Genomic DNA, 26,172 nt, shown 5'->3' on the forward strand with positions numbered 1-26,172 from the left:
ATGAACGCAAATGATAGCTCGAGACCCTATTAGACAAGCAGACTGAATGACCGAAAACCGCACTTTAATTAACGCCCGATAATTCTGCGGCTTTCCGCCGGCTCACCAACTCCTGGTAAAGAGCCATGTAAGCTTTAGCCGATTTCGACCAGCTGTAATCTTCTTTAACGCCGTTCGAGACGATTTTCTCCCATGTCTTCTCATCCCGGTACAGCCCAAGCGCCCTTCGGATCGTGTACAGCATGTCGTGGGCGTTATACCACGCGAAGCTAAATCCGTTCCCTTCGCCCGTTCCTTCTTCGTAGGACCTCACCGTATCGCGCAAGCCGCCCGTCTCCCGCACGATCGGCACGGAACGATACCGCAAGGCCAGCAGTTGGCTAAGTCCGCACGGCTCGAACAAAGACGGCATGAGGTACATATCGCTGCCCGCGTAGATCCGGCGAGCCAGGGAATCGTTGAAGCCGAACCACACTTTGATTTTGTCCGGCCGACTCTCCGTCGCGTGGCGGAAAATCCCTTCGTAATGCGGATCGCCCGAACCAAGCACGACAAGTTGAACCTCTTCGTTGAGCAATTCGCCAAGCACGGCGGCGACCAAATCAAAGCCCTTCTGATCGACTAAACGCGAGACGATGCCAATGAGCGGCGTGCTCTCCGACTCCGGCAGCCCCAATTCTCGCTGCAGCGCCAGCTTGTTGCGCCGCTTCTTCGCCAGCGAATTCCGGAAAGGCGTCACGAGGGCCGGGTCGTTCATTGGATCGAACGATACCGTGTCGATGCCATTGACGATTCCCGCCAGATCGGCGGCGCGATGACGGAGCAGCCCGTCCAACCCTTCGCCATATTGAGCGGTTTGGATTTCTTCCGCATACGTTGGACTCACCGTCGTCAGCTTGTCCGCATATTCGAGCGCGCCTTTCATCATGTTCGCCGCGCCGTAATACTCCAGCCCACGATAACCGAAGATCTCGTCGCCCATGCCGACCAAGTCCATCAGCTGCTGTGTGCCGAGCACGCCTTGGTACTTCAAATTGTGGATGGTGAACACGGTCCCAATCGAAGCCCATTCCGCGACATGTCCGTACTTGGTTCGCAGCAGATACGGCACCAGCGCAGACTGCCAGTCATGGCAGTGCAGGATATCCGGCGGCGTCTCCAGGAATCGCAGCGCTTCGATCACGGCTATCGAGAAGAATACGAACCGCTCAGGATCGTCGTCGTAGCCGTATAACCCGCCGCGCTTAAAATAGTATTCATTGTCGATAAAATAGTACGTGACGCCTTCAATGTCCGCCTTCAGCAAGCCGCAGTACTGCTGCCTCCAGCCAACCCATACCGTAAACGTCGCCAAGGGAATCATCTGCGCCGCAGCGCTATCCGGTATCGAGCCGTACTTGGGCATGATGACCCCCGCGTCAACGCCGCGTTCCTTCAATGCTTTGGGCAAAGAGCCCGCGACGTCCGCGAGCCCTCCCGTCTTCGCCAGCGGCACAGCCTCAGATGCGACGAATAACAGTTTCATTGCGCTTACCCCCTACAATAATGCGAATTCACCCGCGCGCGTTCAAATCACTTTCCGCTTACCCGCGAGAAACGGAACCGTCTCCGCTCCGCGCAGCTCGCGAAACGGTTCAATTCTCACGTCTTTATCCAGAATGACCCGGTCGAGTACGCAATTCTCGCCAATCACGCCGTTTTGCATGACGATGCTATTGCGGACAACGGCCCCCTTCGCCACATGTACGCCGCGGAAAATAATGCTGTTCACGACCGTGCCTTCGATGATGCTGCCGTTGGCGATCAGCGAGTTGCTCGTCTTGGCGCCGCTGCAATAGCGGGCCGGCGGTTCATCCTTCACTTTGGTGAAGATCGGCCCCGGCTCAAAAAAGAGACTGCGCCACACGTCCGGACGAAGCAGCTCCAAGCTGTTCCGATAATAACTTTCGACCGTGTTCACCACGCCCAAGTAACCCCTATATAGATAGCTTCTTACATTCAGCTCATCCAGACGACCCATGATGGCTTGCCGAACGAGATGATCCTTCCCTTGCGCGAGCGACGAATCGACGAGTTCCAGGAGCAGGTCTTTCCGCATGATATACATCTCCATCGACACCACGTCGCTGTCGAGTCGGCCGTAATGATCTTGAATGCCCGTAATGCGTCCCGCGTCGTCCAACCTGACCTTGCGCGCCGTCCCGCCGAGCAGATCGTTTTGCCTTTTGCAGACGACGGTAATGTCCGCGCCGGTCTCGATATGCTGCTCCAGTACGGAATCGAAGTCAACGTTGCATACCATGTGGCTGCGCGTAATGACGACGTAATCCTGATCGCTGCGATTGAAATAGTCGCGATTTTGATAGAAGTGGAATAAATCCCCGCGGCGCACTTCGTTGCCGTCATCCGTGAGCGGCGGAAGCACGAACAGACTGCTTTGGCGATGATGCAGATCCCAATGCCGTCCCGAACCCAGATGATCCATGAGCGACCGGAACTTGGTGTGGGCGAAGACCGCCACCTTGGAAATACCGGAGTTCACCATGCTGGAGAGGGCGAAATCGACGAGCCGGTAACGGGAGCCGAACGGCACGGATGCCGGGCATCTCGATGCGGTGAGCGATTCCAGTTCGTCCGATTCGTGAATGAGATTAATGACGCCGAGCAAATTGCGGTTCATGGCTGCTCCACCTCCTGCAGGGAATGACTTGCGGTTACGTATTCGTCGCTGCCGATCACGGTAATCGTCTGATTATCCGGACTGCCGATCGCGACACCGTCGGCGATAATGGCCCCCTCGCCGACAATCGCCCTGTAGATCCGCACACCGCGGCCGATCCGGACATTCGGCATGATGACCGAATCGTGGATCTGGGTGTTCACCCCGCATTGCACCCCATGGAACAACACCGAACGTTCGACGCGCCCTTCCACGACGCACCCTTCGGTCACCAAGGAACTGCTGATCTCCGCCTCCGGCCCCGTCACGTGCCCCGGACGATTCGGACTGACGGAATAGATTCTCCACTGGCGGTCGTTCAAGTCCAGCGCCGGCTTCTCCGCCAGCAAATCCATGTTCGCCTCCCACAGGCTTTCGATGGTGCCGACGTCTTTCCAGTAGCCTTGGAATAGATAAGAGTGCACATGCATGTTGTCTTGCAGCATGGCCGGGATGATATCTTTGCCGAAATCGTTGCCGGACAGCCGATTCGCTTCGTCGCGGATCAAGTATTGCTGCAGCACCGTCCAGGAGAAAATATATATGCCCATCGAGGCCAGGTTGCTGGTCGGCACCTTCGGCTTCTCCTCGAACGAGGTGATTCTTCCGTCGCCCGAAACGTGCATGACCCCGAAACGGCTGGCCTCCTTCCACCCCACCTCGATGCCCGCGATCGTGACGTCGGCGCCGGTCCGCTTATGTTCGCGCAGCATGAGATCGTAATCCATTTTATAAATATGGTCGCCCGAAATAACGAGGACGTACTCCGGATCGAACCGGTCGATGAAGCCCATGTTCTGATAAATGGCATTGGCCGTCCCTTTGTACCACATGCCGCCCTTCTGCTTGACGTAAGGCGGAAGCACCGCCATGCCGCCGTCTCTGCGGTCCATTCCCCACGGACTGCCGATCCCCAGATGGGTATTCAGGACAAGCGGCTGGTACTGCGTCAGAACTCCGACCGTATCGATGCCTGAATGCATGCAGTTGCTAAGCGTAAAATCAATAATGCGGTATTTCCCTCCGAAAGGAACGGCTGGCTTCGCCAGGTCTTTCGTGAGCACGCCGAGTCTTTTGCCTTCTCCGCCGGCGAGCAGCATCGCGATCATTTCTTTACGGCCCATGGTCAACTCTCCCCGCTTGCGACATTCGGTACGTTATTCCGCCATCTGTTGACCGCAGGCTGCCGCAGTGTAAGCAAGCCCCCGTCCTCATGCTGCCGGTTATGCCCGCGCCGCTGATTAATTGGATAGAAGCACTCTCTTATTGGAACGTCCTTTCTTACGGACGGGCACCAACCCTTCATAGCGGAACAACTGGAATGATAGCGGCGGCACGTCGATCGCAATGCTGCACGGCCGACCGTGCCAAGGCGTCTCTTCCGCCTCCGCGGCGCGTCTCCAATCGGACGAAGCGCCGCCGAACTCCTCGCCGTCGCTGCTTAGCGCAAGTCCGTATCGCCCCATCTCCGGGACGCCAATCCGATAATCGCGATAATGACTAGGCGAGAAATTGCAGACGACTACGCAGAACTGATCGGGCGACTGCCCTCTGCGGAGGAAGACGATCATGCTCTGCGCCGCGTTGTGGACGTCCACCCATTCGAACCCGGCGGGATCGCAATCCCGCTCCCACAACGACCCCAGATTGGCATAGGCCGCGTTGAGCGATTGAACATACTCATTCATTCGACGGTGCGCTTCATAATCGAGCAGCATCCAGTCCAGGGACTCCGCATCTTTCCACTCGTCGTATTGCCCCCACTCGCCGCCCATGAACAGCAGCTTCTTGCCTGGATGCGTCATCCAATACCCGTAGAACAATCGCAGCTGCGCGAATTTCTGTTCATAGCTTCCGGACATTTTGTTAAGCAGCGAACGCTTCCCGTGCACGACTTCGTCGTGGGACAGGGGAAGGACGAAATTTTCGGAGAAAGCGTACATCAGCGAGAAGGTGATCAAATGGTGGTGACGGCTCCGATCCATCGGATCGAGCGCCATATATCGGAGCATGTCATTCATCCAACCCATATTCCACTTGAAATTAAAGCCGAGGCCGCCCGCATGCGTGGGGGCCGTGACCGCCGGATAAGCCGAGGAGTCCTCCGCGATCATGAGCGCGTCCGGGAAATAGTGAAAGACCGTCTCATTGAGCCGCTTCAAAAACCGGATCGCGTCGGTATTCTCCGTACCGCCATGTTCATTGAACGTCAGCAGCTCGGGCGGTTTGTCGAAGTGCAGGTCGATCATGCTGGCGACCGCATCGACGCGAAGACCGTCGATATGATAGACATCCAACCAGAAGATGGCGTTCGAAATGAGAAAACTCTGCACTTCCGTACGGCCGAAATCAAATGCCAGCGTCCCCCACAGCGGCTTCTCCGCCCGCTTCGGATTCGCGCCTTCGTAGATCGGCGTGCCGTCGAACAGCCGCAGCCCATGTTCGTCCTTGCAAAAATGGCCGGGCACCCAATCGAGAATAACGCCAATCCCCCGCTCGTGGCACCGATTGACGAACAGCATCAGCTGTTCCGGCGTCCCATAGCGGCTCGTCGCCGAATAATACCCCGTTACTTGATAACCCCAAGACTGGTCAAGCGGATGCTCGGTCAACGGAAGCAGCTCGACGTGCGTGTATCCCATTCCGACCACGTAATCGATCAGTTCGTCGGCCATCTCCTCATAAGTCAGAAAATCCTCTTTGCCTTTGATCCGCCATGAACCAAGATGCACTTCATAAATAAGCATCGGCTCATGATAAGGACTGGCTTCCCGCTGTCGTCGACGCCATTTGTCGTCCGTCCAACGGAAACCCGTCAAATCCGCCACGACGGAAGCGGTATCTGGCCTCCGCTCCGATTGGAACGCATAGGGGTCGGCCTTCAGCACGCGTCCCCCGGACGGCGTCTGGATGTCGTACTTATATAGCGCCCCAGGCTCAATACCGGGCACGAAGAGACTCCACACCCCCGTCTCGCCGACCCTCTCCATCGCATGCCCCGCTCCGTTCCAGTCATTGAACGAGCCGACGACGTGTACGGAGCGAGCCCCCGGTGCCCAGACCGCGAAGCGGACGCCGGACTCTCCGCCCAGCCGGACGGGATGCGCCCCCATCGTGCGGTAGCTGTGAAACAATTCGCCTTGATTGAATAAATACAAATCGCGCGCGGACAAACCGATCGGTGCGGTATGAACCATGTAGCGAGCCCCCTCGGCGGAAGATCTTTGTTATGAGTATGTAAAATATATTGACGTCATTTGCGCGGTTTATTACATTATACACGGGAGCATCGATGTTGGCACTCTATTTTCTGAAAATTTAGATTGTTAAACAATCGCTGCTTGCAAGAGCTGCCACACTCCCCAATATACGTGCGGACTTCCTTTTTTCATGCCTTTGGAATTCCGCTTCCGCAGCAAAAAATCCCCTTCAAGTCGGGGGATTGTCGCGAGTCTGCCATCGTTCTTGACATAATGGCAACCCGTAACGTCCATTACCCGTCTCCGCCATGATTGAAACCCGATTCTATGAAAAATAGGATGTTTCGCGATTGCAAATTAACCTTTCGTCTTATGTCACTTCGATGTGCGATTTTGACATTATCGAGCGTGTCTCCCGAAGTACTCCGCCTCTCCGATCGCCATCGCGAGCAGCGTCTCTTCTGTGCCATCTTCCTCGTTCCGATGTCGAACGGGTTCCGCGTAGAAGCCAACGCTTTCGCACAAATTACGCGCGCGTTCGTTGCTCGCCTTCAAATCCATCCGCAGCCGCTTTTTATTGAGTTCGCGAAAGACGAGTCCCATGATCAGCTTCAGCGCTTCTTTGCCATACCCTTTGCCTTTCTCGACTACGACCAGCCGGATTAGCTGCATCTCGTCCGATTCCGGATGTAGGCCTGCCGCGATGATGTACCCGATCGGTCTCCCCGCCAAATTCTCGATGACAATATGCAGATGATGCTCGCTCATTGCCGCCGCCATGTGCTCTTCCTGCTCCCATCGATGAACATACCGTTCATTATCGGGATGACGTTCCATTTCGAGAATCGCGCTTATGTCTTGCGGATGCGTTCGCCTTAGCAGCATGCGTTTCGATCTTGTCAACGAATCCCTCATGGCCATCCTCCATTCAGTAAAAGCATCGCAACGTTGCTTGAATAAAACATTCGCTCACAATCCTTATATTTCCTCTCTGCAGCTTTGATAATATATGCACAAAAAGACCGGCTTAGGAGCCGGTCTCTGGGGCGATATGATGGTCGTACCATAAATTCACTTCAATGTCCTGATCGTAATTGCCAAAACCGCTTCCAAAGAGGGATACCCCGCCGCTGTGCCGGGCCGTATCCAAGCTTGCGATCCGCAGTCTCAGCTCAGCACCGGGATGAATATCGAGACCATCGATCGTCATCCCGGACGTCCGCACGCCGTCGATGAACGTGCCGCCCCCGTCCACCCGCACGGTCTTCAGCCGCCCATATTGCGTCTTCGTCCACCAGTGCGGCGTAAATTTACCGTGGGGACTCGCGAACTCCCCGGGACAGGTCCAGGTTCCGAGTTCTCGGCCGTTCACCATAAATGTGATATCCGAGGGCGTCTCCGACGTCGAACATGGCGCATCCGAGCAAATCTCGACCGTGATTTCCAGCATGCGCGGGCGTTCGCCCCGAACGAGATAATTGGGAATCCTGTACTCCACGTATCCTTTGGCAAACCAAACCATGCGGGCATCCATCCGCTCCGGGTCTCCAAAGTAGCGGGGATCGTCGCACATGCCGATACGCTTGACGCCCGATACGAGCCCGCATGGCGGCGATACCTGATAGTCGGCGTATTGCCCGACCGGCACGACCGTCCGATGACACTCCGGCATTTGCGTTTCCTCGGGACGGTTGAACTGAAGCGTCGCCTCGCCCAGCTGGAGGATGCACAGCTTCTGCATGCCGCGGGTTGCCGGGACCAGCTCGCTGCGGATGATTCCCGCTTCCTCCAGCATCTGGACATGCCGGGTCACGATGGGCGGCTGGATGCCGAGCGCCTCCGACAAGCTTTTAATATTGCGGGACTGCTCCCGCAGCAGTTCGATGATCCGCACCCGCGTCTCCGACGAGAAACATTCCAGGAATTTCATGTTGGCCGTACTAACTTCGATGTTCATTGCGCCGTCTACCTTCCGTTCACCTGAGATAGTCCAATTATATAACCTGCAAGTTAATCAAATCAATAGACTATAGAATAGACGGCCGTCTCACTTGACTCTCCTCGTGGTTATGACTAAAATGATGGACGTACCGCATCATAATCTTGCTTTCATTAACTTTTGGAATAATTAAATAGGAGGTTGTCCGCATGAATCCATTCTCGTTCCATAATCCGACAGCTATCTTCTTCGGAGAAGGCTCCTTGAGCAAACTTGGCGAGCAAATCGGCCAGTACGGCAAATCGGTTCTGCTTGTATACGGTGGTGGCAGCATCAAAAAAAGCGGGCTCTATGATCGCGTGCTGGAGCAGTTGAACGCCGCAGGCGCGTCCGTCGTCGAATTGTCCGGCATCGAGCCGAACCCTCGTTTGACGACCGTCAACAAAGGTATCGAGTTGTGCAGAACACATGGCGTTGAATTTATTCTCGCCGTAGGCGGCGGCAGTGTCATCGACGCTTCCAAAGCCATCGCCGCAGGCGCGAAGTATGACGGCGACGTGTGGGACTTCCTCGACCGCAAGGCGGTCGTGCAGGACGCGCTGCCGCTCGGCACGGTGCTGACGCTCGCAGCCACCGGCTCGGAGATGAATGGCAGCTCCGTCATCACGAACTGGGAAACCCAGCTGAAACGCGGCTTCGGCAGCCCTCATGTGTATCCGCGCTTCTCGATTCTCGATCCGACTCTTACATATACCGTGCCGCGCGATCAAACCGTGAACGGCATCGTGGACATCATGTCCCACGTATTCGAGCAATACTTCAGTCTGACGACGGACACCCCGCTTCAAGAGCGGTTATGCGAGTCCATCCTCCAGACCGTTATTGAGAATGCGGAAATCGCGCTGGAGCAGCCTGAGAATTACGCGGCGCGCGCCAATATCATGTGGTGCGGCACGCTCGCGCTGAACGGCGGCTTGATCAGCTTGGGCATGACGAACGACTGGGCATCCCACGGCATCGAGCACGAGATTAGCGCAATCTACGACATTCCGCACGGCGCCGGATTGTCGATCGTGTTCCCGAACTGGATGAAATACGTATACGATGCGCGTCCTGACCGCTTCGCGCAGTATGCCGTTCGCGTCTGGGGCATCGATCCGGCCGGCAAATCCGAGGACGAGCTGGCGCTCGCCGGCATCGAAGCCACGCGCGCGTTCTTCACCAAGATCGGCGCCCCGGCGACGCTGTCCCACTACAACATCGGACGCGACAACCTGGACCGCATGGCCGAAGAAGCCGTTCGCTTCGGACCGATTGGCTCGTTCAAGCGTTTAAACAAAGAAGACGTCAAAGCCATTTACGAACTTAGCCTGTAATAGCCTACTATCCGATAAGGGAGGACGTAAGCAATGGTAACTTCGATTAAAGACAGCGCCACGCTCCACAATGGCGTTCGCATGCCGTGGCTCGGGTTCGGCGTCTGGCAAATCAGCGATGGCGCAAGCGTCGTCGACTCCGTCAAGAACGCCATCGATGCCGGCTACCGCAGCATCGATACGGCCGCCGCTTACCGCAACGAAGAAGGCGTCGGGCAAGCCATCCGCGAATCCGGCGTCGCCCGCGAAGAGCTGTTCATCACGACGAAAGTATGGAACGCCGACCAAGGTTATGAGTCGACGCTGGCCGCCTTCGAACAAAGCCGCAAACTGCTTGGTCTCGACTACATCGACCTGTACTTGATCCACTGGCCGGTGAAAGGCAAATACAAAGAGACGTGGCGCGCGCTAGAGAAGCTCTACGCGGACGGTCTCGTCCGCGCGATCGGCGTGTGCAACTTCCAGACGCATCATCTAGAAGACTTGAAAGACGGCGCGACGATCGTGCCGATGGTGAACCAGGTCGAATACCACCCGCTATTGGCCCAGCTTGAACTGCGCGATTATTGCCGCGCGAACAACATTCAGCTCGAAGCATGGAGTCCGCTCATGCAGGGCAACCTGGACGTGCCCGTCTTAGCCGAGATCGGCGAGCGTTACGGCAAGACGCCGGCGCAAGTCGTGCTCCGTTGGGATCTCCAGAACGAAGTCGTCACGATTCCGAAATCGACGACGCCGGCGCGCATTCAATCGAACGCCGATATATTCGACTTCGTGCTCGCGCAAGAAGACATGGACCGCATTACGGCGCTGAATCAGTCGAAGCGATTCGGTCCGGATCCGGATAACTTCAACTTCTAATCCGCCTTGCATGACGATCATGCCGGCACGACGAATAGGCTGCTCCCTCACCATTCTGCCGAATGGTGCGGAGCAGCCTATTTCGTTGCCCGCGCAAGCGCGGCCTTTAATCGGCATCCGCCCGCAGGCGAAGCATTTCTTTGGGCAGCGAGCTGCCGGTATACTTCTTCCGGTAAGACAGCGGCGTAACGCCCACGTGGTCGGCGAACGATCGCGAGAAATGCGGCGTTTGTTTAAAGCCGGTCTCTTCGGCGATTTTGGCGATCGGCCAGTTGGTCTTGAGCAGCAGCAGCTTCGCCTGGTCCAGCCGGTATGCAACCAAGTACTGCTGCGGAGTACAGGCGAATACCTCGTTCATGCAGCGGGCGATATAATTCGGGTGAAGCCCGAGCACGTCGCCGAGTCTGCGATTCGTCACGGCATCGCGGTAATTCAGCTTCAAATAGGCTGCCGCCTCTTCGGCCACCGCGATCGGCGCTCTAGCGGCGTCGCTGCGCCACCCTTCGTCGAAGAGCTGAAGCAGGTGAAGAAACCACTGCTGCCTCTGCCAGAACGCGGCGTGGCTGGTTCCCTTGGCCGCTTCGTGGAGCTTGCTGAACAATGAAACCGCTTCGTCCGGATACGCAAGCGTCATCGATTTCGGCAATCGGATCGCGTACGAGTAGTAGTCCCCCCGCAGCGCGCCGGTCTCTCCCTCCTGGACTTCTTCCCATTGGCCCGCCGTTTGAAAGTGAACCCAGTCGAATACCGTTTCTTCCAGGCACGGTCCGGTCGAGTAATGCCACCGGTCCGGACGAAGGATGAGCATTTGTCCCGGTTTAAGCGTCCATACGCGGTCTTCTTCCCCTACATGCAGCGTGCCGCTATGTACGAACAATAGATCGAATACACCCAGATTACAGCGGTTCGGATGCTCCCAGCCAGGTGCGACCCGACTTCGGTTCGATTCGATAAAATAAGGAAGCGGCGGTGATAAAAACGTAAGCAGCGGTTCGGACGACAAGCGGTTGACCTCCAGTAATCATGTGTATCTCAGGTACGTATGCGCTCAGCGCCCGTTTATTTTAACAAACAACCAGCCGACGCGAAACCCTATTTTTCGGTTGAAAGCTAGGAAATTAACGCAGCGGCCATCCCTACGCACTCGCTCTACACTTCTATCGCCCACCGCTCGGCCGTCTCTTGAATGCAGCGATTGCGCTTCAGCAGGAAGTCGTACATATATCGCTTCAAGAATAGCCGATCCGCCAGCCTGCCAAGCGCGCCGAGCGGAGAGTCATAGTCGAACGTGTCCTCCATTAACGTCCCGCCTTCAACCGGCGTGAACCGGTGCTCATGCCAGAATCGCTTAAATGCGCCGGCCTCCATCTCGTCCACGAACCGGTATGGCCGCTCAAACTCGGTAATGACTGCGGTCAGCCGCTGTTTGACGCCAAAATGGACCGCTTCCCATGTGACCGATTCGCCGAGCTCGATCAAGCCGGACGTCCTGCCCGCTATCGCGCGCTCGCGCGTGTGCGAAGCGGAAACCATATGCAAATCGATGCTACGGGCGGCGTCGAAACAAATCTCAAGCGGCGCGCGAATTTGCAGCTGCATGTGAATGACAGGCACGGATTCACCTCCTTTGGCAGGTCCATGCGCTATCCATCATACGAAGTCTATGACGGTCAACTCCGGCCGGCAGAAGAGCCGGATCGGCAAGCCGGTCGTGCCGATCCCTCGCGTCGTATACAGCGGCATCTTGCGATCGCCGAGCCAATACAAGCCGGACACGTACTTCTTCCCCGCCGGCGGCGTCGCAAGCGCGCTCAAGAGCGGGAGCCTCACCTGTCCGCCATGACTATGACCGGACAGCTGCAGCTTGACTTGCGGGTAAGATAGGGCGCATACATCCGCGATATCCGGCTCATGAATAAGCATAATAACCGTATCGTCGACTTCGCTCGTGCCCCGAAGCGTCAACGGCAGATCCAGGCTGCCGTTCAAGTAGTCGTCCGTCCCCGCCACAATGAATCGCCGGCCTTCGCGCTCGACGGCAACATGCTCGTTAATCAGAAGCTTAAACCCGCTCTCTGCCCAGAAGTCCACCACTTGAGTTACCTCGTGACGCGAATCGTGGTTGCCTAGTATCGCGAACTTGCCATACGGGGCTTCAAGCGATTGGACAATGGATAAGCAGCTCATCAGATCATCCGGCACGCTGTCGACCAAATCTCCGGTGAAGCAAATCAAATCGGGCTTGAGCCGGTTAATCCGCTCCACCAGCCCGACGAATTGCTCACGCCCCCAATAGAACCCGTAATGGATATCGCTAATATGAACGAGCCGCAGTCCTTGCAGCGGACTGGCGTCATCGCCCTCGCCCAGCCGCAGAGACACGTTCGTAACTTCAAGCCAGCCGCGTTCGAAGCCAAAGCTATATAATGGCGTGCCAACCGCGCCGAAAAGACCGATCCCCGCGATCCATTTCATAAATTGCCTTCGCGTTATTTTACGGTGTCCAGCCATGTCTCTCTCTCCGTTTCCCCATCCGGCGTTCCCGTTCATCTTTGTATAGATTATTACTCCTTTAGACGATGAAGTCCCCGGCTTAGTTCTCCTCTTCCGGCAGTTGGCAAAAAAAATAAACCAACAGCCCGCCGGCAGCGGCCTGCTTAAAGCAGCGCGATCTCGGCGGGCTGTCGTCTAGTGCGTACCGCTACATGCTCTTCTCCATGCAGACGCTGAGCGGATCGTCGGCGTAGGGACCAAAGTTATTGATGCGCAAATACCCGTGCTTCGCATACAGCGCGATCGCCTCCGGCTGCTTGACGCCCGTCTGCAGTCGGACCGAACGGCAGCCGCGCTCCGACGCAGCCTCTTCGAGGAACCGCAGCAGCGTGCCGGCGACGCCCTTCCTGCGGAACGGCGCATCGACGAAAAATCGCTTCAACTCGGAGGTCTCCGCGTCAATCGGACGTAGTGCACCGCAGCCTGCCGGCTGATCACCCGCATAGATGACCGCGAACAGCATCCGGTCGATATGCGGATCGGACAAGTCGAGACCGTGAATAGCCGAAGCTTCGTAGCGGGACAACAGATCCGCATCCAGCTTCCCGATCAATTCGGTTAAATGCGGATGCCTTGCATCAACGATATGACAGCTCAGGTTCATGCCAGGTATTGGCGTAAACATAGGGATTCTCCTTTTGCTAAAAAACGAATGTGCGTCTGACGCGCTTGGACCGCGCCAGATATAGAATGCCGACCAATGCGAGAATGCCGTTCTGCAGCGCCTTGAACCACAACTGCGCAGCAGCTGCGCCTTGCAGGGCATCCGCATAATAAGCGATCCCCAGGACAGTGAGGGATAGCGCGAAAATAACGAGCAGCAGCGCGATCGCCCAGGTTCGGAACGATCGTTTGCGCTGATAGAGCCGCACAAGCAGAACGGCGATAAAGACGATCAGCAGCACATTCGCGGCCAGATCGAACTGCACCATGAAGCGCCATGTCGCATTGGCGGCGCCTGACTCCATATTACCCGCGTAAGCCCCTCCCGGCATTAGCCTCGCAATCGTCCCGCCTACGTACAGCATCGTTCCGATCAGCATCCACCATAGCAAAACTTGCACGGGAATGAGCCAGCCGGACAAGCGAGCAGGCCGCTCCCACCCGAACCGAGACATCGCTTCTCCTCCTTCGCCCTATGACTTGGAGTTCACGAACAGCTTCCATTCCTTCCAGGCTTCCATATACGCGCTTAAATCTCGCGGATGATGAACCGTGCACGTGACGATCCGATTGTACAACGCGATGAGCACGTCTTCGTAAACGGCGTTCAAATTCCGCGTGAACGGCCAATCCTTCTGTCTGACGATGCTGGCGATCACGTCCGGCTCCAGGTCGTCCGGCGAGGAGCAGAACGCGAAAGCAAGCTCATAGACCGGCTGGCCGACCAGCGGAATCGGATCGATGACGCCGACGAGCTCGCCGTCATCGAAGATGAAATTGTGAACGCCGAAATCGCCATGAAGCAGACAGAACGGATCGCTGGCCCGCTCCTTCTTCTCGGCCAGCGTTGCGATCATGCGGTGTTCGGCGGCCGTGAACAACGTGCCCGAACGCTTGCGCGTATCTTCGATCTCCGCAATTAAGTAGTCTTGCCAGGACGGGAACCTGCCCTCCTGCGGCCACGTTACGGACCGGTATTGCGCAATGACGCCAAGCGCAAGCGCGGCCAGCATTTCCTGCTTGCTCCCTTGCACGTAAGCAGAGCTGCCGTGGATGTAGTTATAGACCAAATAGCGACCCTGCGGATCCGCGTAGTAGAGATCGGGCAGCAGCGGGATATCCGGATAATGACGCAAGTAGGCCGCTTCGGCCGCGATCGTCTTCGGATCGTTGAACTTCAGCACGAGCGGATCGTGTTCCCCGCATTGCAGGGCGAATACGGAGCTATTCGTCCCCCCGCTGAACTTGGTGATCACCAGCTCGCCCGGCGGGAGAACGCCGGCTGCGAACAGCTCGGCTGCGACAACCGTCAAATTCATCGGTCAGCCACCATCTTTCCCGTCCGGATTTGCGTCAGCTGGGTCGATAGGAACAGAACGAACAGCAGCAGCACGACGCCCGTCCCGATCACGGAGCCGTTCACCGAGATGCCCATCTCGCTAAGCGTCAAATAAATCGTCAAGCCCGACACGGTCAGCACGTTCTCGGAGAAATTTTGCACCGCGATCGTTTTGCCGGCGCCGATCAAGCGCTTGCCTTCTTCCTGCAGCATCGTATTGAGCGGGATGACGAAGATGCCGCCGAATAGTCCGATCAGGAAGAGAAGCACGATCGTCAGCCACAGCGTATGCGTGAATGCCGCCGACATGACCATAGCGACCATGAGGAGACCAAAATAGAACGCGCGATGCAGCTTGCCGGCCGGCACCCAGCGCGGCGTGATGAAGGCGCTGGCGACGACGCCGATCGCCGTAATGCCGATCATCATCGACTGCTGATCGGTATCGGTAATGCCCAAATTCAGCGGCAGCCAGGCAATGAGCGCAATGCGAAGCACGGCTGCCGTCAGCCAGAACGATCCCGTCCCGATGAGCGAGAATCGGCTGCGCGGATTGCGGAACAACGTGCCGGCATCCCGCAGAAACTGCATCGCTTCCACGCCGTATCGAATCGAGGAATCTCCCCCGCGGGCAGGCACGAGCAACGTCATCGCCAAGGAGATGAGGAAGACGGCCAAGCAGACCAGAATAGCAGGCAGATCCGAATTTTGCGCCAGGAAGCCGCCCGCTACCGTACCGAGCAATATCGCCAGAATGGTCGATCCCTCGACCTTCGCGTTGGCTCGCAGGAGTTCGTCCTCTGTAGAGGTCAGTTCGGTCAAAATTCCGTATTTCGCGGGCGAGTACACGACTGCGCCGATTCCTACGAATAAGTAGCAGAGCGCGGGCGGCAAGCCCAGCAGCAGCAGCGCGATGCCGGCGGCTTTAAGCAGATTGCCGATGAGCAGCACGCGCGACTTCGCTTGCTTGTCGGCGAACGCGCCGACGACCGGTGCCAGCAGCACGTACGCGCACAGAAAGGCAATCTGAATATATGCGACCGTCGTATCCGGATTCTCTACGCCCTGCCGCTTCACCATGCCTACAATGAGAAAAAAGTTCAGATTATCGGCGAACGCGCTCAAAAACTGTGTCAGCACGACCGCGTTCAGCGGCGATAACCAAGTTCGTTGCCTTGATGCCATACCCCTGCTCGTCCTTTCGCGACTTGATTGTTTCCATCCTCTTATCATATACCGAAAGTTGCGCCAACTGGAAGCCCTTTCCCCTTTCGCGACACAACAAAAAGCAGCATTCCATTGCGGAAGGCTGCTCGCCAAACGGGTCTGAATATAAATGCCGCATCCTCAGCGTCTCCGTCTTACTCTACCGTAGCCGGATTTGGTGCGGGGTACTTTGGATTTCCGCGGCGTAATCCAATCGTTCGTCGGCTGTCCGCGCGTGCCGTCTCTCGTAATCGTCCCCGGCCTTGTCGGCGTGCGCTCGAATACGTCGCCTCCGCTGCCCGGGCGGGTTGTCGTTCCGGCATTCCCTCCCCGCCTGAAGACCGAACCTCGCTTCTGCACCGTAATCGGAGGCAGCGCCTTCTTCTCCTGGGCGGTAGGGGCCCGATAGCCGCCCGTGCTCGGTCTATACACGTCACGCTGCGTATAGCCTCGGTAGCTGCCGCCCTTGTACCGTCCGTAATCGAACAGATCATTCAGCAGACTGGCGAGCAAATACCCTTGAAGGAAGCTCATGCTGTAGTTGTTCCGCACGTATTCCCGCGAGCTAACCTCGATCAACGTATCCGAAGGCAGCTGCTCATCCTGTTGGATGTGCACGATCCGGTCAGCATAGACGAGGAACATCCGGTCATTAGCTGCAGGCGATTGCTGCTGCGGCGTCTGCTTGGCGATTAACTCCTGGGCGGCTTCCATCACCGTGGTGTTCGCCGCGCGATACACATAGGAAGCGGCGGTGCCGCTGCCGTTAACGGATTCCAGCGGATACGACTGCTGGATCGTCTGGCTGATTCCCCCGCACGACGCCAATAGCGGAACGATTAGGCCAACAATCAGCAGGAATTTGAGTACAAACGACCACTTCTGCCGCACGTTCTTACGCCTCCTAACTGCCTCTCATCACGCGCACGTCTGCCGGAAGCACGTCCTCGCCTTCGTAAAGCATGAATCGGCCATCCTGCCACTCTACCCGAAGCAGCTTGCGGCTGTCGGACTGGAACTGCCATACATGCTGATCCCCGCCCTGCATGAAAGGCGTTCGGCCGACGACGTGAATATCCCCCGAGAATTGCTCCTCCAAATGATAGATCGTCCCGTCCAACTCCAGCGTCGTCGGCACCTCTTCAACGGAATCCAGCCGGCCGTCGATCGGTACGTAAAGCGCATAGGCTATGCGTTCCCGCTCCTCGATCGCCAAATATCGAATGTCGACGCCATCCTGCAGCGTAAGCACGACTTGGTTGCGCCGCAGGTTCTGCGTCCGCCCCACGACCTGATAAGTTACTAAGGACACCTCGCAAACGTCGCCCGGCCCGATCTGCAGGGCGCCGCATTCCGCGCGCGGCGGCTCAGGCTTGGACACGATGTTCTTCAGTCGTTTAAACAGACTCATCTACGCACCTCCATCGCCTATAGGAGCGCGCCGATAATCAGCGCACCTGAGACGTGGAGGGAACCCGCGAGGAGCGCATGCGACGATTTGCCCTCCTGCACGCCTTGGTCCAAATCAATTCGCGCCGCGCTTCTTAATCCGATTCGGAGTAAACTTTCCAACGCGAGCAGGATGACGAACGAAATCGCCGACGCGATTAACGCCTCGCCGAGCGCGTTCGACGTCGCGATCGACCTGGACAAAATATACGTCTGCGCGAGCAGCTTCAGGACGAACCGAATCGCAACCGCCGTATTCCCCCGCCGTATTTCGTCCAAATCCTTATAGCGTGTAAACCAAGCATCCACCGCCATTAGAATCGCGAGCAGCACGACGCCCGCCGCGGTCCACACCAGCATGGCCGTTATTTCCTGGATCGTCACTACCGGATCCTCCCATCATTTGACTAGCGTGCGCCGGGTGCATTACTTGCTTGTCTCATATTGCTTCATGAGCGCGGCCAGCTCGTCTTCGACCGCCTTGTTCTTGCCAAGCGCGTTGAACTCGTCGTCAAGCGACCTGCCTTTGCCGGCCATTTCATTGCTGGCTTCGGCTCGCGCCTCCATCTGAAGCATTTTGTCCTCCATCCGCTTCATGCCAGACGCCGCGGAGTCGCTGCTGAAACCGGTCATCGATTGATTAATTTGGTGCTGGGCTTTGGCGGCATTGTAGCGCGCCACGAGCGTTTCGCGCTTGTTCTTAAGTTCGGTCAGCTGCCTGCGCATTTCGTCCAATTTCGCTCTTAAATTGTCCGCGGCCGACTTATTTTGCTCATAGCTCTTTTTGTACTCGGACGCCTTTTGCTCGGCGGCCTTCTTCTCTTCCAAGGCGCGTCTGGCCAAGTCGACGTTTTGCATCTGGGCCGCAGCATGCGCCTGCTCGTCGCGTTTCTTTACGAGCGCGTCCTGCTCCTCGTACAGCATTTTGAATTTCTTCTCAATCGCAATTTGCGCGGCGACCGCCTTCTCGGCATCCTCCAGATCCGCCTGCATGTCGCGAATGTATTGATCCGTCAGCTTGACCGGGTCCTCGGCTTTCTCGATCATGGCGTACACGTTGGACATCGTCAAATCGCGCAATCGTTTGAAAATCGACATGTTCACGTTCCTCCCATCATTTGTGTGCCTCTCCGTCACGTATCCTATACCCGGTCTCCTTGAGCGACAATCTTTCCCGAATCCAGGCAGGCTCATGGTTTGTTCGCCGCAGCCGTGTTACAATAGGGTGGATTTCCAATCCGCACATTATCCGAGGAGGCAACAACCAATGGCTAACAGTCCATCCAAGAAAAAGCGGCTGCAGCTCGTCCGAAGCGGCAGACTTGACCCCGCGATGCTGCGCGCCGACTGGAACGGGCTATCCCCCGTTACCCGTCAAACCCCGACCAAGCAAGAGAAGCTGCGTAAACAAGCGAATAAGCACAGAAAAAAATGGAATCCCGGCGGCGGACGCGAGGATTCCATTTTTTTATGTACCTTCGGTTCGATTATGGCAAATACCGTTCGCGGATGACGTTCATATGATGAATTTCATGTCCCGCAATAACGTAAGCGAGCGCCCTGGCGCTAATTTCGCTTCCGTTCGCCTGTCCGATGCGCAGCCAATCCGCATCCCGCAAGCCGCGAAGAAGCGTATATGTCGCCCTTCGGACGCTCTTGTAATCCTCGGCTACCTGCGCAAGGCTCCATTCGTCGAACGGCGCCGATTGCATGAACAAGTCTTGATCGTAACCAGCCAGAGGCGTCTGATCGCCGCGCGCGATCCGAAGCAGCCGGTAGCTCATAATCCGCTCATTGTCGGTAATATGGCCGACGACCTCCTTCAAGCTCCATTTGCCCGGCGCGTAACGAAAGTCCCCTTGAGGCTCGGGAAGCTGCTCCAGCAAGGCGGTCACAATCGTCTCGCTCGTCTCCAAGATCCCGAGCAGATCGCCCTCAGGTACCAAATCGATATATTGACCCGGATACAGACTATATTCGTTTTCCTCTGGACGCACTAGCATGTTGATTCCCTCCTCCAATTTTGAAACGATTGTAACATAGCGCTCGCATGCTGCCTAGTTATTCCAGCCGAAATCCTTGGCGGCTCAAATGACCTTTCATATGACCTCGAAGCTTGTCCGCCTTCATGCGCGACGCCGTCTCGATGGACCAATTGGATACGCGACCTCCCCCGCTGCGTCCGGCATAATAAGCTTGCAGCGTCTCGTCGTACGCTTTAATGGCGCCCAGAAGCGTCTCGTCTTCGGCATACGTCTCCTCATGATAGATCGCGCGCATCGGCAAACGCGGACGCGAATCCGGCTCTTGATCCGGCGTACCGACGCACATGCCGAACACCGGATACACATTCGCGGGCAGACGCAGCAGCTCCGCCACCTCGTCGGGTTGATTGCGGATGCCCCCGATATAGACGATGCCATACCCGAGCGCTTCGGCCGCCACGGCGGCATTCTGCGCGGCGAGCGACGCATCCACCGTGCCAAGCAGCAGCGTCTCCGTATTCTGATGAAGCTGGCCGCCATGCATCTCCATGACCAGTTCCAGACGATGCAGATCAGCGCACCATACCAGCATCAGCGGGCACTCCGCGACATATCGTTGATTCCCGGCCAAGACCGACAAGGCCTGCTTGCGCTCGGGATCCCGCACGCCGATGGCGGTGTAGGCTTGGATGTTGGACGACGTCGATGCGGACTGCGCAGCTTCTACGATCGCGCGAATATGCTCGTCCGGGATTGGATCTGGTTTGAACTTGCGGATGGAACGATGCTCTTTCAGCGCTTCGATAATCGGGTGAGCGGTCATTTCAATCAGCCTCCTTAGGGGCGAAGCAAAAGGAGACACCCTCCGTTGCCCGGATGAATGCCTCCTCTCGACGCCGTTCATATGATTGTTATATCGTAATGGAAAGCTTCGCGCGAAGTCAAGCTTCCTCGTTATCCGAACGGGATTGGACGAAGGCAACCAGCTCCTCGGGCGGCATTGGACGTCCATAGTAGAAGCCCTGAATGCTATCGCATCCTTGCTGTCTCAAGAACTCGACTTGATCGGCCCGTTCGGCGCCTTCCGCCGTCACGTGAAGCCCAAGATTGCGTGCAAGCGAAATGATCGTCGTCGTAATCGCCGCGTCTTCCGTATCCTCCGGCAAATCCTGAATGAACGAACGGTCGATCTTCAGCGTATTGACTTTAAACCGCTTCAAATAACTAAGCGACGAATAACCGGTCCCGAAGTCGTCGATCGACACACTAACGCCCAGCTCCTGCAGTTCGCTGAGCACGTCCATCATCCGGAATTGATCGGACATTAAGGCGCTCTCCGTTATTTCGAGCTCTAGCAATTGCGGCTCAAGTCCCGTCTCGTGAAGCGTCCGCCGTACCATCGCCACGAAGCCCGGATCCCAGAATTGCTGGGCGACCACGTTAACCGCAACGCGCAATCTGCAGACGCCCTCATCCAACCACGCTTTCGATTGCCGGCACGCTTCCCAGAGCACCCATTCGCCCAGCGTCGCGATAAAGCCGGTCTCTTCCGCCAGCGGGATGAACTCGCCGGGTGATATAAACCCGTGCACCGGGTGTTTCCACCGGATGAGCGCCTCCGCGCCTTTCACCGTATCCGTCTTCAGCTCGACTCTCGGCTGATAGAACAAGACGAACTCCTGCCGGGATAGCGCCTTGTCCAGCTCGCTCCTCAGAATGAAACGCTGGTACGCCTTGGCGTCTAGTTTCGCATCGAACCCGAAGAATTGATTGCGCCCGGCCGCTTTCGCCTGGTACATGGCGTTGTCGGCGTGTTTGAGCAGCACGTTCGCATCAGACCCGTGATCCGGGAACATGCTGATGCCGATGCTTCCCGTCAAGCGGAATTCGTGCCCCGAAACATCGAACGGCTCGTTGATCACATTCATCACGGTTCGCGCTATCCGGTAGTAATGTTTGTCGTTGTCCGAACCCGGCACGAGCAGCGCGAATTCGTCGCCACCTAGGCGGGAAAGCACGAGCTCCGTCCCGACTCGCTTTAACCGCTTGCCGATTTGGATCAGAACGTTGTCTCCCGCATCATGGCCAAGCGAATCATTGATGAATTTGAACTGATCGAGATCGATGTACAACAGACCGAAGCTCCCGCCTTCACGGCTGTACACCTCGATATTCCGGTTCAACTCGTTCATCAGATGCCTGCGGTTGCCAAGACCCGTCAGCGGGTCGAAGAAAGCCAGCGTCTGAATCTCTTCCTTGGATTGCGTCTGTTCGATGGCCAGTGCGATGAGCTGCATGAATCCTTCGAGCAGTTCCGTCTCATACGGCTTCGGGTTGCCCGGCTGATCGAATAGGACCGTGAAGAAGCCGAGCAGGTTGTCGTCCTTCCCGGACATAATGGGATTGATCCAGCAGGCTCGTATATTCGTATCGGCGTAGGCCGCTTTAAACAAGCTGCCAGCCGACGACGTATCTCGCTCCACATCCTCGATCCATACCGGTCTGCGCTCCAGTCTAGCGATTGAATAAGGACCGTCGAACGCATCCCCATTGATGCCGGGCTGTAGCTTCACCCCATAGCTATGAATATGCGCCATATTCTCCATGCCGTCTTCGGTGCGCTCCAACAGCACGATTGATACCGCGCTTGCCGACAAGTCCTCGTACGCACGCCGGGTTAGCGTCTGGAGCACTTCGTTCAGCGGCTTGCCCCACACGAGCTCTTTCAGCACCTCGTATTGGGTTTTGCGCATCGCTTCGGCACGCTTGCGGTCCGTCACGTCGACCGAGACGCCATAGATGGAAACAATGTCGCCGTCATCCCCGTAGACTGGCGTCGAACTGCTTTGAATCCATCGGATTTGGCCCGTACGTCGATGGAAAATGCGGAACTCGTACGTAATCCCTTGTTTGCATGCAGCCGCATTGATGAAAGCATCGCGAATGATCGGAATATCCGGCGGGTACACGAGATCCATGAATAAATCCTGTCCTTCGGCCTGGTCGTTCACCGTCACGCCGAACAGCTTCTCCACGCCCGGACTTAAGTACAACCATTGTTTGGATTTGTATTCACGCGACCAGATGACGATATCCAAATGCTTCAACACTTGCTCCAATCGGAAACGCGTTTGATCGAGCTCCATCTCCGATACCTTCAACGCCGTCACATTACGTACAATGCCAATGCAGCGCTCGATCTCACCGCTCGGGTTCTTCGTGAACTCCCCTTGAAAATGCACATATTTCAGTTCCCCGGCCAAGGTGATGAGCCGAACGTCGATCTCAAATACGTCTCCGCTCATCTTCACGTTCGCAATATATTGCAGCAGACGATGCAGGTCGTCCTGATGGACCAATCGACTAAACGATTCGAACGTAATCGGAACCTCAAGCGGAATATCGAAAATGCGATGCACTTCCTTCGAGCACTGCGCAACGCCAGTTCGCAGATCCAGCTCCCAGTTGCCGGTTTCCGCGATTTGCTGCGCGCGTTCCAGATCTCGTTCCTTTTTGAGCAACTGGTCATTGAACGTCTTCTCTTTGGTAAATTCGCGCGATACGATCAGAATGCGTTCCAGCTCACCCAGCGAGTTGCAGATCGGCGACGCATGCACATGGAAATAATGCGGCGTCCCGAGGTTATCTATAATTTCGTGCTGGAACACGACCAGCTCTTTGTTCGCCGTCAGCTTATGGAACAGTGGCCTTAATTTCTCCCGGTGCTCGGCGGGTATCGTATCCAGCACATGTCTTCCTCTGAGCGTCTGCGGGTCCACGCCGAGCAGCGTTTCGTAAGAACGCGAGGCAAAGTCGATCACGCCGCTCGCGTCCGCCACTGCCAGCAAGTCATGCAAATTGTCCGATATCGACCGATACAGCCGCACGGCGCCTTCCTGCCGCATTTCAGCTTTCTTCCGATCCGTAATATCCTGATAACAAATAATGGCTCCGATGATGCGCTTGTCGATGCCATAGATCGGACTGGCGCTGCAGCTTAGATACAATTCATTCTGCTTGGCATCCTTGAACAGCAAATGCTCGCCATCCATGATTTCGCCGCGGAGCGCGCGATAGCTGGGGTAATCTTGCAGCGGCAGCGGCTTGCCATCCACGTGGTAGAGACCGAAATAGTCCAGCCACTGACTGCGCGAGACGCGTCTTATTTCGGGAAAAATGCGCTGCATCTGTTTATTGCTATATACAACTTTACCATGGGCATTCACCGCCAGCACGCTCTCCTGCATATGCTCGAGCAAGGCCCTGTGGATGGCGCCATCCCGTTTAACCCGATTCACCCGCCAAATGATATAGCCGGTCAAGCCGATCGCGCTCGTGCCCGATAACGCTAAATGCGCGAGCGTTTGGTCCATTCCTGCCCACAGCCTAATATTCCAACGAAGCGTGACGTCCAGCAGAACGAGCACGATAACTGTCAGGAAGAAGAAGGCTAGAATATCGGAGATTAGATTCGTTGCTTTTAGTCGTTTCATGATGTCTCCTCCGTGAGAAAGCAGCCAAGCCTCGGACGACCGATTTCTTCGGCGCCTAGGCTCCCTAAGCTTCCGTGCTTAAGGTAATTCGAAGATGTGAATATTCGTGTAATAATGAGATCGGTCATTTTCATCCAAATGATTAGCTCCGCCCCGCTCAAATCTCGCGTTAAATCTTTCCTGTCAGACAAGTTAGTAGAATGACGCCAACCTCATATTGTTATTTAATCGCATACTCGGTATAATAGGCAAACATACATTCGCATTACTTTGGAGGTTTCATGAAAGGAAGAACGCATCTTACTATTGGAATCGGCATCGGCGCCGTCTGCAGCACCCTCTATGCCGATTCGCTGCAGACCGCAGGCATTTATTTGGCCGTGGCCGGCTTCTCCTCGCTTAGCGCCGATCTGGACGGCACAAGCATGCTCAGCAGCAAGCTCGGCAAACTATCCCGCCTGCTCCGGTCGTTGTTCGTATGGGGCGGCGCTGCCGGTCTCGCGGCCTGCGCTGCCTTATACTTCGGTGCCGATTGGTCGCGCACCCCGGTCTGGATTGGCGCCGGGTTAGCCTTTATGCTCGGTCTCTTGACCCAATCCGGGTTTCTGCGGGATTTGTTAGTCAGTCTGATCGGAGCAGGCCTTGTCTTCTACGGCTGGCCTGGCGGATTGACGTGGCTGATCGGACTTGGCGTCTTTATCGCGATCGCGCCATGGCTGAACCACCGCGGCATGACCCATACGGTATGGGCCGTCGGCGTTTGGGCTTGGATCGGCCTGGAGTTCGAGCGTCAGTATCACGTCGAACACGCCGGGCTTACGGCCGTCTACGGCTATCTCTCTCACCTGATCGCGGATACACTCACGCCAAGCGGAGTCAAGTGGTTATATCCCCTGTGGAACAAAAGCTTGAAGCTTCGCCTGTTGAAATAACGCGCAGGATGCGAACCGCATCGATATTTACGATGCGGTTTTTGTGGTGCGCAGTTTGGTTGTGCATCAAGCAACACAAAAAAACCGAGACGCTATGTCTCGGTATCGTGTACATATGGAGCGGAAGACGGGAATCGAACCCGCGACCCTCGCCTTGGCAAGGCGATGCTCTACCGCTGAGCCACTTCCGCATATGGTGCGGTCAAGAGGACTTGAACCTCCACGTCATTGCTGACACTAGAACCTGAATCTAGCGCGTCTGCCAATTCCGCCATGACCGCATGCATACTGGTGCCGCCGAGAGGACTTGAACCCCCAACCTACTGATTACAAGTCAGTTGCTCTACCAATTGAGCTACAGCGGCAAAACAGGGTTACACCCTGAAAACTGGATACGAAACTCAACACTTTAGCTGTGTTTTGTCTAAGCTCTTGCGAACTTAAACGTTTAGGATAAGCCCTCGACCGATTAGTATTCGTCAGCTGCACGCATTGCTGCGCTTCCACCTCGAACCTATCAACCTGGTCGTCTTCCAGGGGTCTTACTAATTGGGAAATCTCATCTTGAGGGGGGCTTCACGCTTAGATGCTTTCAGCGCTTATCCCGTCCGTACTTGGCTACCCAGCGGTGCTCCTGGCGGAACAACTGGTACACCAGCGGTACGTCCATCCCGGTCCTCTCGTACTAAGGACAGCTCCTCTCAAATTTCCTACGCCCACGACAGATAGGGACCGAACTGTCTCACGACGTTCTGAACCCAGCTCGCGTACCGCTTTAATGGGCGAACAGCCCAACCCTTGGGACCTACTTCAGCCCCAGGATGCGATGAGCCGACATCGAGGTGCCAAACCTCCCCGTCGATGTGGACTCTTGGGGGAGATAAGCCTGTTATCCCCAGGGTAGCTTTTATCCGTTGAGCGATGGCCCTTCCATTCGGTACCACCGGATCACTAAGCCCGACTTTCGTCCCTGCTCGACTTGTTGGTCTCGCAGTCAAGCTCTCTTATGCCTTTGCACGCTTCGAATGATTTCCAACCATTCTGAGAGAACCTTTGGGCGCCTCCGTTACATTTTAGGAGGCGACCGCCCCAGTCAAACTGCCCGCCTGACACGGTCCCCCCACCCGATTCAGGGTGGCGGGTTAGAACTCCGATACGATCAGGGTGGTATCCCAACGGCGCCTCCACCCAAGCTGGCGCTCAGGCTTCAACGGCTCCCACCTATCCTGTACAGATCGTACCAAAGTCCAATATCAAGCTGCAGTAAAGCTCCATGGGGTCTTTCCGTCTTGTCGCGGGTAACCTGCATCTTCACAGGTATTAAAATTTCACCGGATCTCTCGTTGAGACAGCGCCCAAGTCGTTACGCCATTCGTGCGGGTCAGAATTTACCTGACAAGGAATTTCGCTACCTTAGGACCGTTATAGTTACGGCCGCCGTTTACTGGGGCTTCGGT

General features: G+C 56.4%; 24 protein-coding genes, 3 tRNA genes and 1 rRNA gene (1 of these 28 only partly in view). 4 read left to right on the forward strand and 24 right to left on the reverse strand.

All coding sequences use genetic code 11. The features are described from left to right. Positions 1-64: 64 nt before the first annotated feature. The 6 genes from glgA to ACFSKT_RS18180 all read right to left on the reverse strand — a co-directional run bounded on the left by glgA (position 65) and on the right by ACFSKT_RS18180 (position 7,876). Positions 65-1,525, reverse strand: coding sequence for a glycogen synthase GlgA (gene glgA, locus ACFSKT_RS18155; RefSeq protein ID WP_377719583.1), 1,461 nt, complete (start codon positions 1,523-1,525; stop codon positions 65-67). A gap of 42 nt (positions 1,526-1,567) precedes the next feature. Continuing rightward, positions 1,568-2,680: a glucose-1-phosphate adenylyltransferase subunit GlgD gene (glgD, locus tag ACFSKT_RS18160; protein WP_377719582.1), complete on the reverse strand. Its 1,113-nt coding sequence runs from the start codon at positions 2,678-2,680 to the stop codon at positions 1,568-1,570. After that, entirely contained in the window at positions 2,677-3,843 is a 1,167-nt protein-coding gene (locus ACFSKT_RS18165; RefSeq protein WP_377719581.1) for a glucose-1-phosphate adenylyltransferase, read from the reverse strand. Before ACFSKT_RS18165 ends, glgD begins: the two co-directional genes overlap by 4 nt. A gap of 117 nt (positions 3,844-3,960) precedes the next feature. After that, on the reverse strand, positions 3,961-5,916 hold the full coding sequence (gene glgB / locus ACFSKT_RS18170; protein WP_377719580.1) for a 1,4-alpha-glucan branching protein GlgB: 1,956 nt from the start codon (positions 5,914-5,916) through the stop codon (positions 3,961-3,963). A gap of 402 nt (positions 5,917-6,318) precedes the next feature. Then, positions 6,319-6,822 (reverse strand): GNAT family N-acetyltransferase, encoded by a 504-nt coding sequence (locus ACFSKT_RS18175; protein WP_377719579.1) that lies wholly within the window; start codon positions 6,820-6,822, stop codon positions 6,319-6,321. Between the two features lie 124 nt (positions 6,823-6,946). Then, entirely contained in the window at positions 6,947-7,876 is a 930-nt protein-coding gene (locus tag ACFSKT_RS18180; RefSeq protein ID WP_377719578.1) for an ArsR/SmtB family transcription factor, read from the reverse strand. A 191-nt stretch (positions 7,877-8,067) separates the two neighbouring features. On the opposite strand from ACFSKT_RS18180, the gene ACFSKT_RS18185 reads away from it, so the two are divergent. After that, positions 8,068-9,234 carry an iron-containing alcohol dehydrogenase gene (locus ACFSKT_RS18185; RefSeq protein ID WP_377719577.1) on the forward strand — a complete coding sequence of 389 codons (1,167 nt, stop codon included), beginning with the start codon at positions 8,068-8,070 and terminating at the stop codon, positions 9,232-9,234. 33 nt (positions 9,235-9,267) lie between these two features. Then, a complete protein-coding gene (locus ACFSKT_RS18190) occupies positions 9,268-10,095 on the forward strand; it encodes an aldo/keto reductase (protein ID WP_377719576.1) in 828 nt (275 codons plus the stop codon). 106 nt (positions 10,096-10,201) lie between these two features. Here ACFSKT_RS18190 and ACFSKT_RS18195 read toward each other — a convergent pair whose 3' ends face one another. From ACFSKT_RS18195 to ACFSKT_RS18245, 11 genes are all read right to left on the reverse strand, one after another. Further along, a complete protein-coding gene (locus ACFSKT_RS18195; RefSeq protein WP_377719575.1) occupies positions 10,202-11,098 on the reverse strand; it encodes an AraC family transcriptional regulator in 897 nt (298 codons plus the stop codon). A gap of 146 nt (positions 11,099-11,244) precedes the next feature. Beyond that, positions 11,245-11,709 (reverse strand): SRPBCC family protein, encoded by a 465-nt coding sequence (locus ACFSKT_RS18200; RefSeq protein WP_377719574.1) that lies wholly within the window; start codon positions 11,707-11,709, stop codon positions 11,245-11,247. Between the two features lie 36 nt (positions 11,710-11,745). Beyond that, complete coding sequence (locus ACFSKT_RS18205) at positions 11,746-12,570, reverse strand: metallophosphoesterase (protein WP_377719573.1); 825 nt, start codon at positions 12,568-12,570, stop codon at positions 11,746-11,748. A 226-nt stretch (positions 12,571-12,796) separates the two neighbouring features. Beyond that, positions 12,797-13,273, reverse strand: a complete 477-nt coding sequence (locus ACFSKT_RS18210; protein WP_377719572.1) for a GNAT family N-acetyltransferase — start codon at positions 13,271-13,273, stop codon at positions 12,797-12,799. Between the two features lie 16 nt (positions 13,274-13,289). After that, complete coding sequence (locus ACFSKT_RS18215; protein ID WP_377719571.1) at positions 13,290-13,766, reverse strand: DUF2569 family protein; 477 nt, start codon at positions 13,764-13,766, stop codon at positions 13,290-13,292. A gap of 18 nt (positions 13,767-13,784) precedes the next feature. Continuing rightward, positions 13,785-14,630, reverse strand: a complete 846-nt coding sequence (locus ACFSKT_RS18220; RefSeq protein WP_377719570.1) for a phosphotransferase family protein — start codon at positions 14,628-14,630, stop codon at positions 13,785-13,787. Beyond that, the gene (lplT, locus tag ACFSKT_RS18225) at positions 14,627-15,835 is read right to left on the reverse strand and encodes a lysophospholipid transporter LplT (protein ID WP_377719569.1); all 1,209 of its coding nucleotides are present in this window, start codon (positions 15,833-15,835) and stop codon (positions 14,627-14,629) included. Before lplT ends, ACFSKT_RS18220 begins: the two co-directional genes overlap by 4 nt. Before the next feature lie 162 nt (positions 15,836-15,997). Continuing rightward, positions 15,998-16,747, reverse strand: a complete 750-nt coding sequence (locus tag ACFSKT_RS18230; RefSeq protein ID WP_377719568.1) for a DUF4247 domain-containing protein — start codon at positions 16,745-16,747, stop codon at positions 15,998-16,000. A gap of 13 nt (positions 16,748-16,760) precedes the next feature. Continuing rightward, a complete protein-coding gene (locus ACFSKT_RS18235; protein WP_377719567.1) occupies positions 16,761-17,267 on the reverse strand; it encodes a DUF4178 domain-containing protein in 507 nt (168 codons plus the stop codon). A 17-nt stretch (positions 17,268-17,284) separates the two neighbouring features. After that, positions 17,285-17,689 (reverse strand): DUF350 domain-containing protein, encoded by a 405-nt coding sequence (locus ACFSKT_RS18240; RefSeq protein WP_377719566.1) that lies wholly within the window; start codon positions 17,687-17,689, stop codon positions 17,285-17,287. A gap of 42 nt (positions 17,690-17,731) precedes the next feature. Then, positions 17,732-18,403: a PspA/IM30 family protein gene (locus ACFSKT_RS18245; RefSeq protein WP_377719565.1), complete on the reverse strand. Its 672-nt coding sequence runs from the start codon at positions 18,401-18,403 to the stop codon at positions 17,732-17,734. 169 nt (positions 18,404-18,572) lie between these two features. Between ACFSKT_RS18245 and ACFSKT_RS18250 the strand changes: the two genes are divergently transcribed. Next, entirely contained in the window at positions 18,573-18,818 is a 246-nt protein-coding gene (locus ACFSKT_RS18250) for a hypothetical protein (protein ID WP_377719564.1), read from the forward strand. On the opposite strand, the gene ACFSKT_RS18255 is transcribed toward ACFSKT_RS18250, so the two are convergent. The 3 genes from ACFSKT_RS18255 to ACFSKT_RS18265 form a co-directional block, all read right to left on the reverse strand. Further along, positions 18,793-19,308: a DinB family protein gene (locus ACFSKT_RS18255; protein ID WP_377719563.1), complete on the reverse strand. Its 516-nt coding sequence runs from the start codon at positions 19,306-19,308 to the stop codon at positions 18,793-18,795. The genes ACFSKT_RS18250 and ACFSKT_RS18255 overlap by 26 nt on opposite strands. Positions 19,309-19,366: 58 nt before the next feature. Then, positions 19,367-20,113: an oxygen-insensitive NADPH nitroreductase gene (gene nfsA, locus ACFSKT_RS18260; protein WP_377719562.1), complete on the reverse strand. Its 747-nt coding sequence runs from the start codon at positions 20,111-20,113 to the stop codon at positions 19,367-19,369. Positions 20,114-20,231: 118 nt separating this feature from the next. Further along, a complete protein-coding gene (locus tag ACFSKT_RS18265) occupies positions 20,232-23,783 on the reverse strand; it encodes an EAL domain-containing protein (RefSeq protein WP_377719561.1) in 3,552 nt (1,183 codons plus the stop codon). A gap of 281 nt (positions 23,784-24,064) precedes the next feature. On the opposite strand from ACFSKT_RS18265, the gene ACFSKT_RS18270 reads away from it, so the two are divergent. Then, positions 24,065-24,715, forward strand: coding sequence for a metal-dependent hydrolase (locus ACFSKT_RS18270; protein ID WP_377719560.1), 651 nt, complete (start codon positions 24,065-24,067; stop codon positions 24,713-24,715). Positions 24,716-24,831: 116 nt separating this feature from the next. Here ACFSKT_RS18270 and ACFSKT_RS18275 read toward each other — a convergent pair. The 4 genes from ACFSKT_RS18275 to ACFSKT_RS18290 form a co-directional block, all read right to left on the reverse strand. Further along, positions 24,832-24,906, reverse strand: a tRNA-Gly gene (locus ACFSKT_RS18275). A 3-nt stretch (positions 24,907-24,909) separates the two neighbouring features. After that, positions 24,910-24,996 (reverse strand) — tRNA-Leu (locus tag ACFSKT_RS18280). Positions 24,997-25,004: 8 nt separating this feature from the next. Next, a tRNA-Thr gene (locus tag ACFSKT_RS18285) sits at positions 25,005-25,080 on the reverse strand. Between the two features lie 84 nt (positions 25,081-25,164). Continuing rightward, positions 25,165-26,172, reverse strand: a 23S ribosomal RNA gene (locus tag ACFSKT_RS18290) (it continues 1,923 nt past the right edge of the window).

It is taken from the genome of Paenibacillus xanthanilyticus (genome assembly GCF_042682185.1).
Lineage (GTDB): Bacteria > Bacillota > Bacilli > Paenibacillales > Paenibacillaceae > Paenibacillus_Z > Paenibacillus_Z xanthanilyticus.

Excerpts from the sequence above, each read along its gene's own strand:
- nfsA (WP_377719562.1), bottom strand. The coding sequence starts at position 20,113 with ATGACCGCTCACCCGATTATCGAAGCGCTGAAAGAGCATCGTTCCATC.
- glgA (WP_377719583.1), bottom strand. The coding sequence starts at position 1,525 with ATGAAACTGTTATTCGTCGCATCTGAGGCTGTGCCGCTGGCGAAGACG.
- glgD (WP_377719582.1), bottom strand. The coding sequence starts at position 2,680 with ATGAACCGCAATTTGCTCGGCGTCATTAATCTCATTCACGAATCGGAC.
- ACFSKT_RS18265 (WP_377719561.1), bottom strand. The coding sequence starts at position 23,783 with ATGAAACGACTAAAAGCAACGAATCTAATCTCCGATATTCTAGCCTTC.
- ACFSKT_RS18245 (WP_377719565.1), bottom strand. The coding sequence starts at position 18,403 with ATGTCGATTTTCAAACGATTGCGCGATTTGACGATGTCCAACGTGTAC.
- ACFSKT_RS18165 (WP_377719581.1), bottom strand. The coding sequence starts at position 3,843 with ATGGGCCGTAAAGAAATGATCGCGATGCTGCTCGCCGGCGGAGAAGGC.
- ACFSKT_RS18220 (WP_377719570.1), bottom strand. The coding sequence starts at position 14,630 with ATGAATTTGACGGTTGTCGCAGCCGAGCTGTTCGCAGCCGGCGTTCTC.
- ACFSKT_RS18255 (WP_377719563.1), bottom strand. The coding sequence starts at position 19,308 with ATGCTAGTGCGTCCAGAGGAAAACGAATATAGTCTGTATCCGGGTCAA.
- ACFSKT_RS18205 (WP_377719573.1), bottom strand. The coding sequence starts at position 12,570 with ATGAAATGGATCGCGGGGATCGGTCTTTTCGGCGCGGTTGGCACGCCA.
- ACFSKT_RS18185 (WP_377719577.1), top strand. The coding sequence starts at position 8,068 with ATGAATCCATTCTCGTTCCATAATCCGACAGCTATCTTCTTCGGAGAA.
- lplT (WP_377719569.1), bottom strand. The coding sequence starts at position 15,835 with ATGGCATCAAGGCAACGAACTTGGTTATCGCCGCTGAACGCGGTCGTG.
- ACFSKT_RS18270 (WP_377719560.1), top strand. The coding sequence starts at position 24,065 with ATGAAAGGAAGAACGCATCTTACTATTGGAATCGGCATCGGCGCCGTC.
- ACFSKT_RS18210 (WP_377719572.1), bottom strand. The coding sequence starts at position 13,273 with ATGTTTACGCCAATACCTGGCATGAACCTGAGCTGTCATATCGTTGAT.
- glgB (WP_377719580.1), bottom strand. The coding sequence starts at position 5,916 with ATGGTTCATACCGCACCGATCGGTTTGTCCGCGCGCGATTTGTATTTA.
- ACFSKT_RS18250 (WP_377719564.1), top strand. The coding sequence starts at position 18,573 with ATGGCTAACAGTCCATCCAAGAAAAAGCGGCTGCAGCTCGTCCGAAGC.
- ACFSKT_RS18190 (WP_377719576.1), top strand. The coding sequence starts at position 9,268 with ATGGTAACTTCGATTAAAGACAGCGCCACGCTCCACAATGGCGTTCGC.
- ACFSKT_RS18235 (WP_377719567.1), bottom strand. The coding sequence starts at position 17,267 with ATGAGTCTGTTTAAACGACTGAAGAACATCGTGTCCAAGCCTGAGCCG.
- ACFSKT_RS18180 (WP_377719578.1), bottom strand. The coding sequence starts at position 7,876 with ATGAACATCGAAGTTAGTACGGCCAACATGAAATTCCTGGAATGTTTC.
- ACFSKT_RS18215 (WP_377719571.1), bottom strand. The coding sequence starts at position 13,766 with ATGTCTCGGTTCGGGTGGGAGCGGCCTGCTCGCTTGTCCGGCTGGCTC.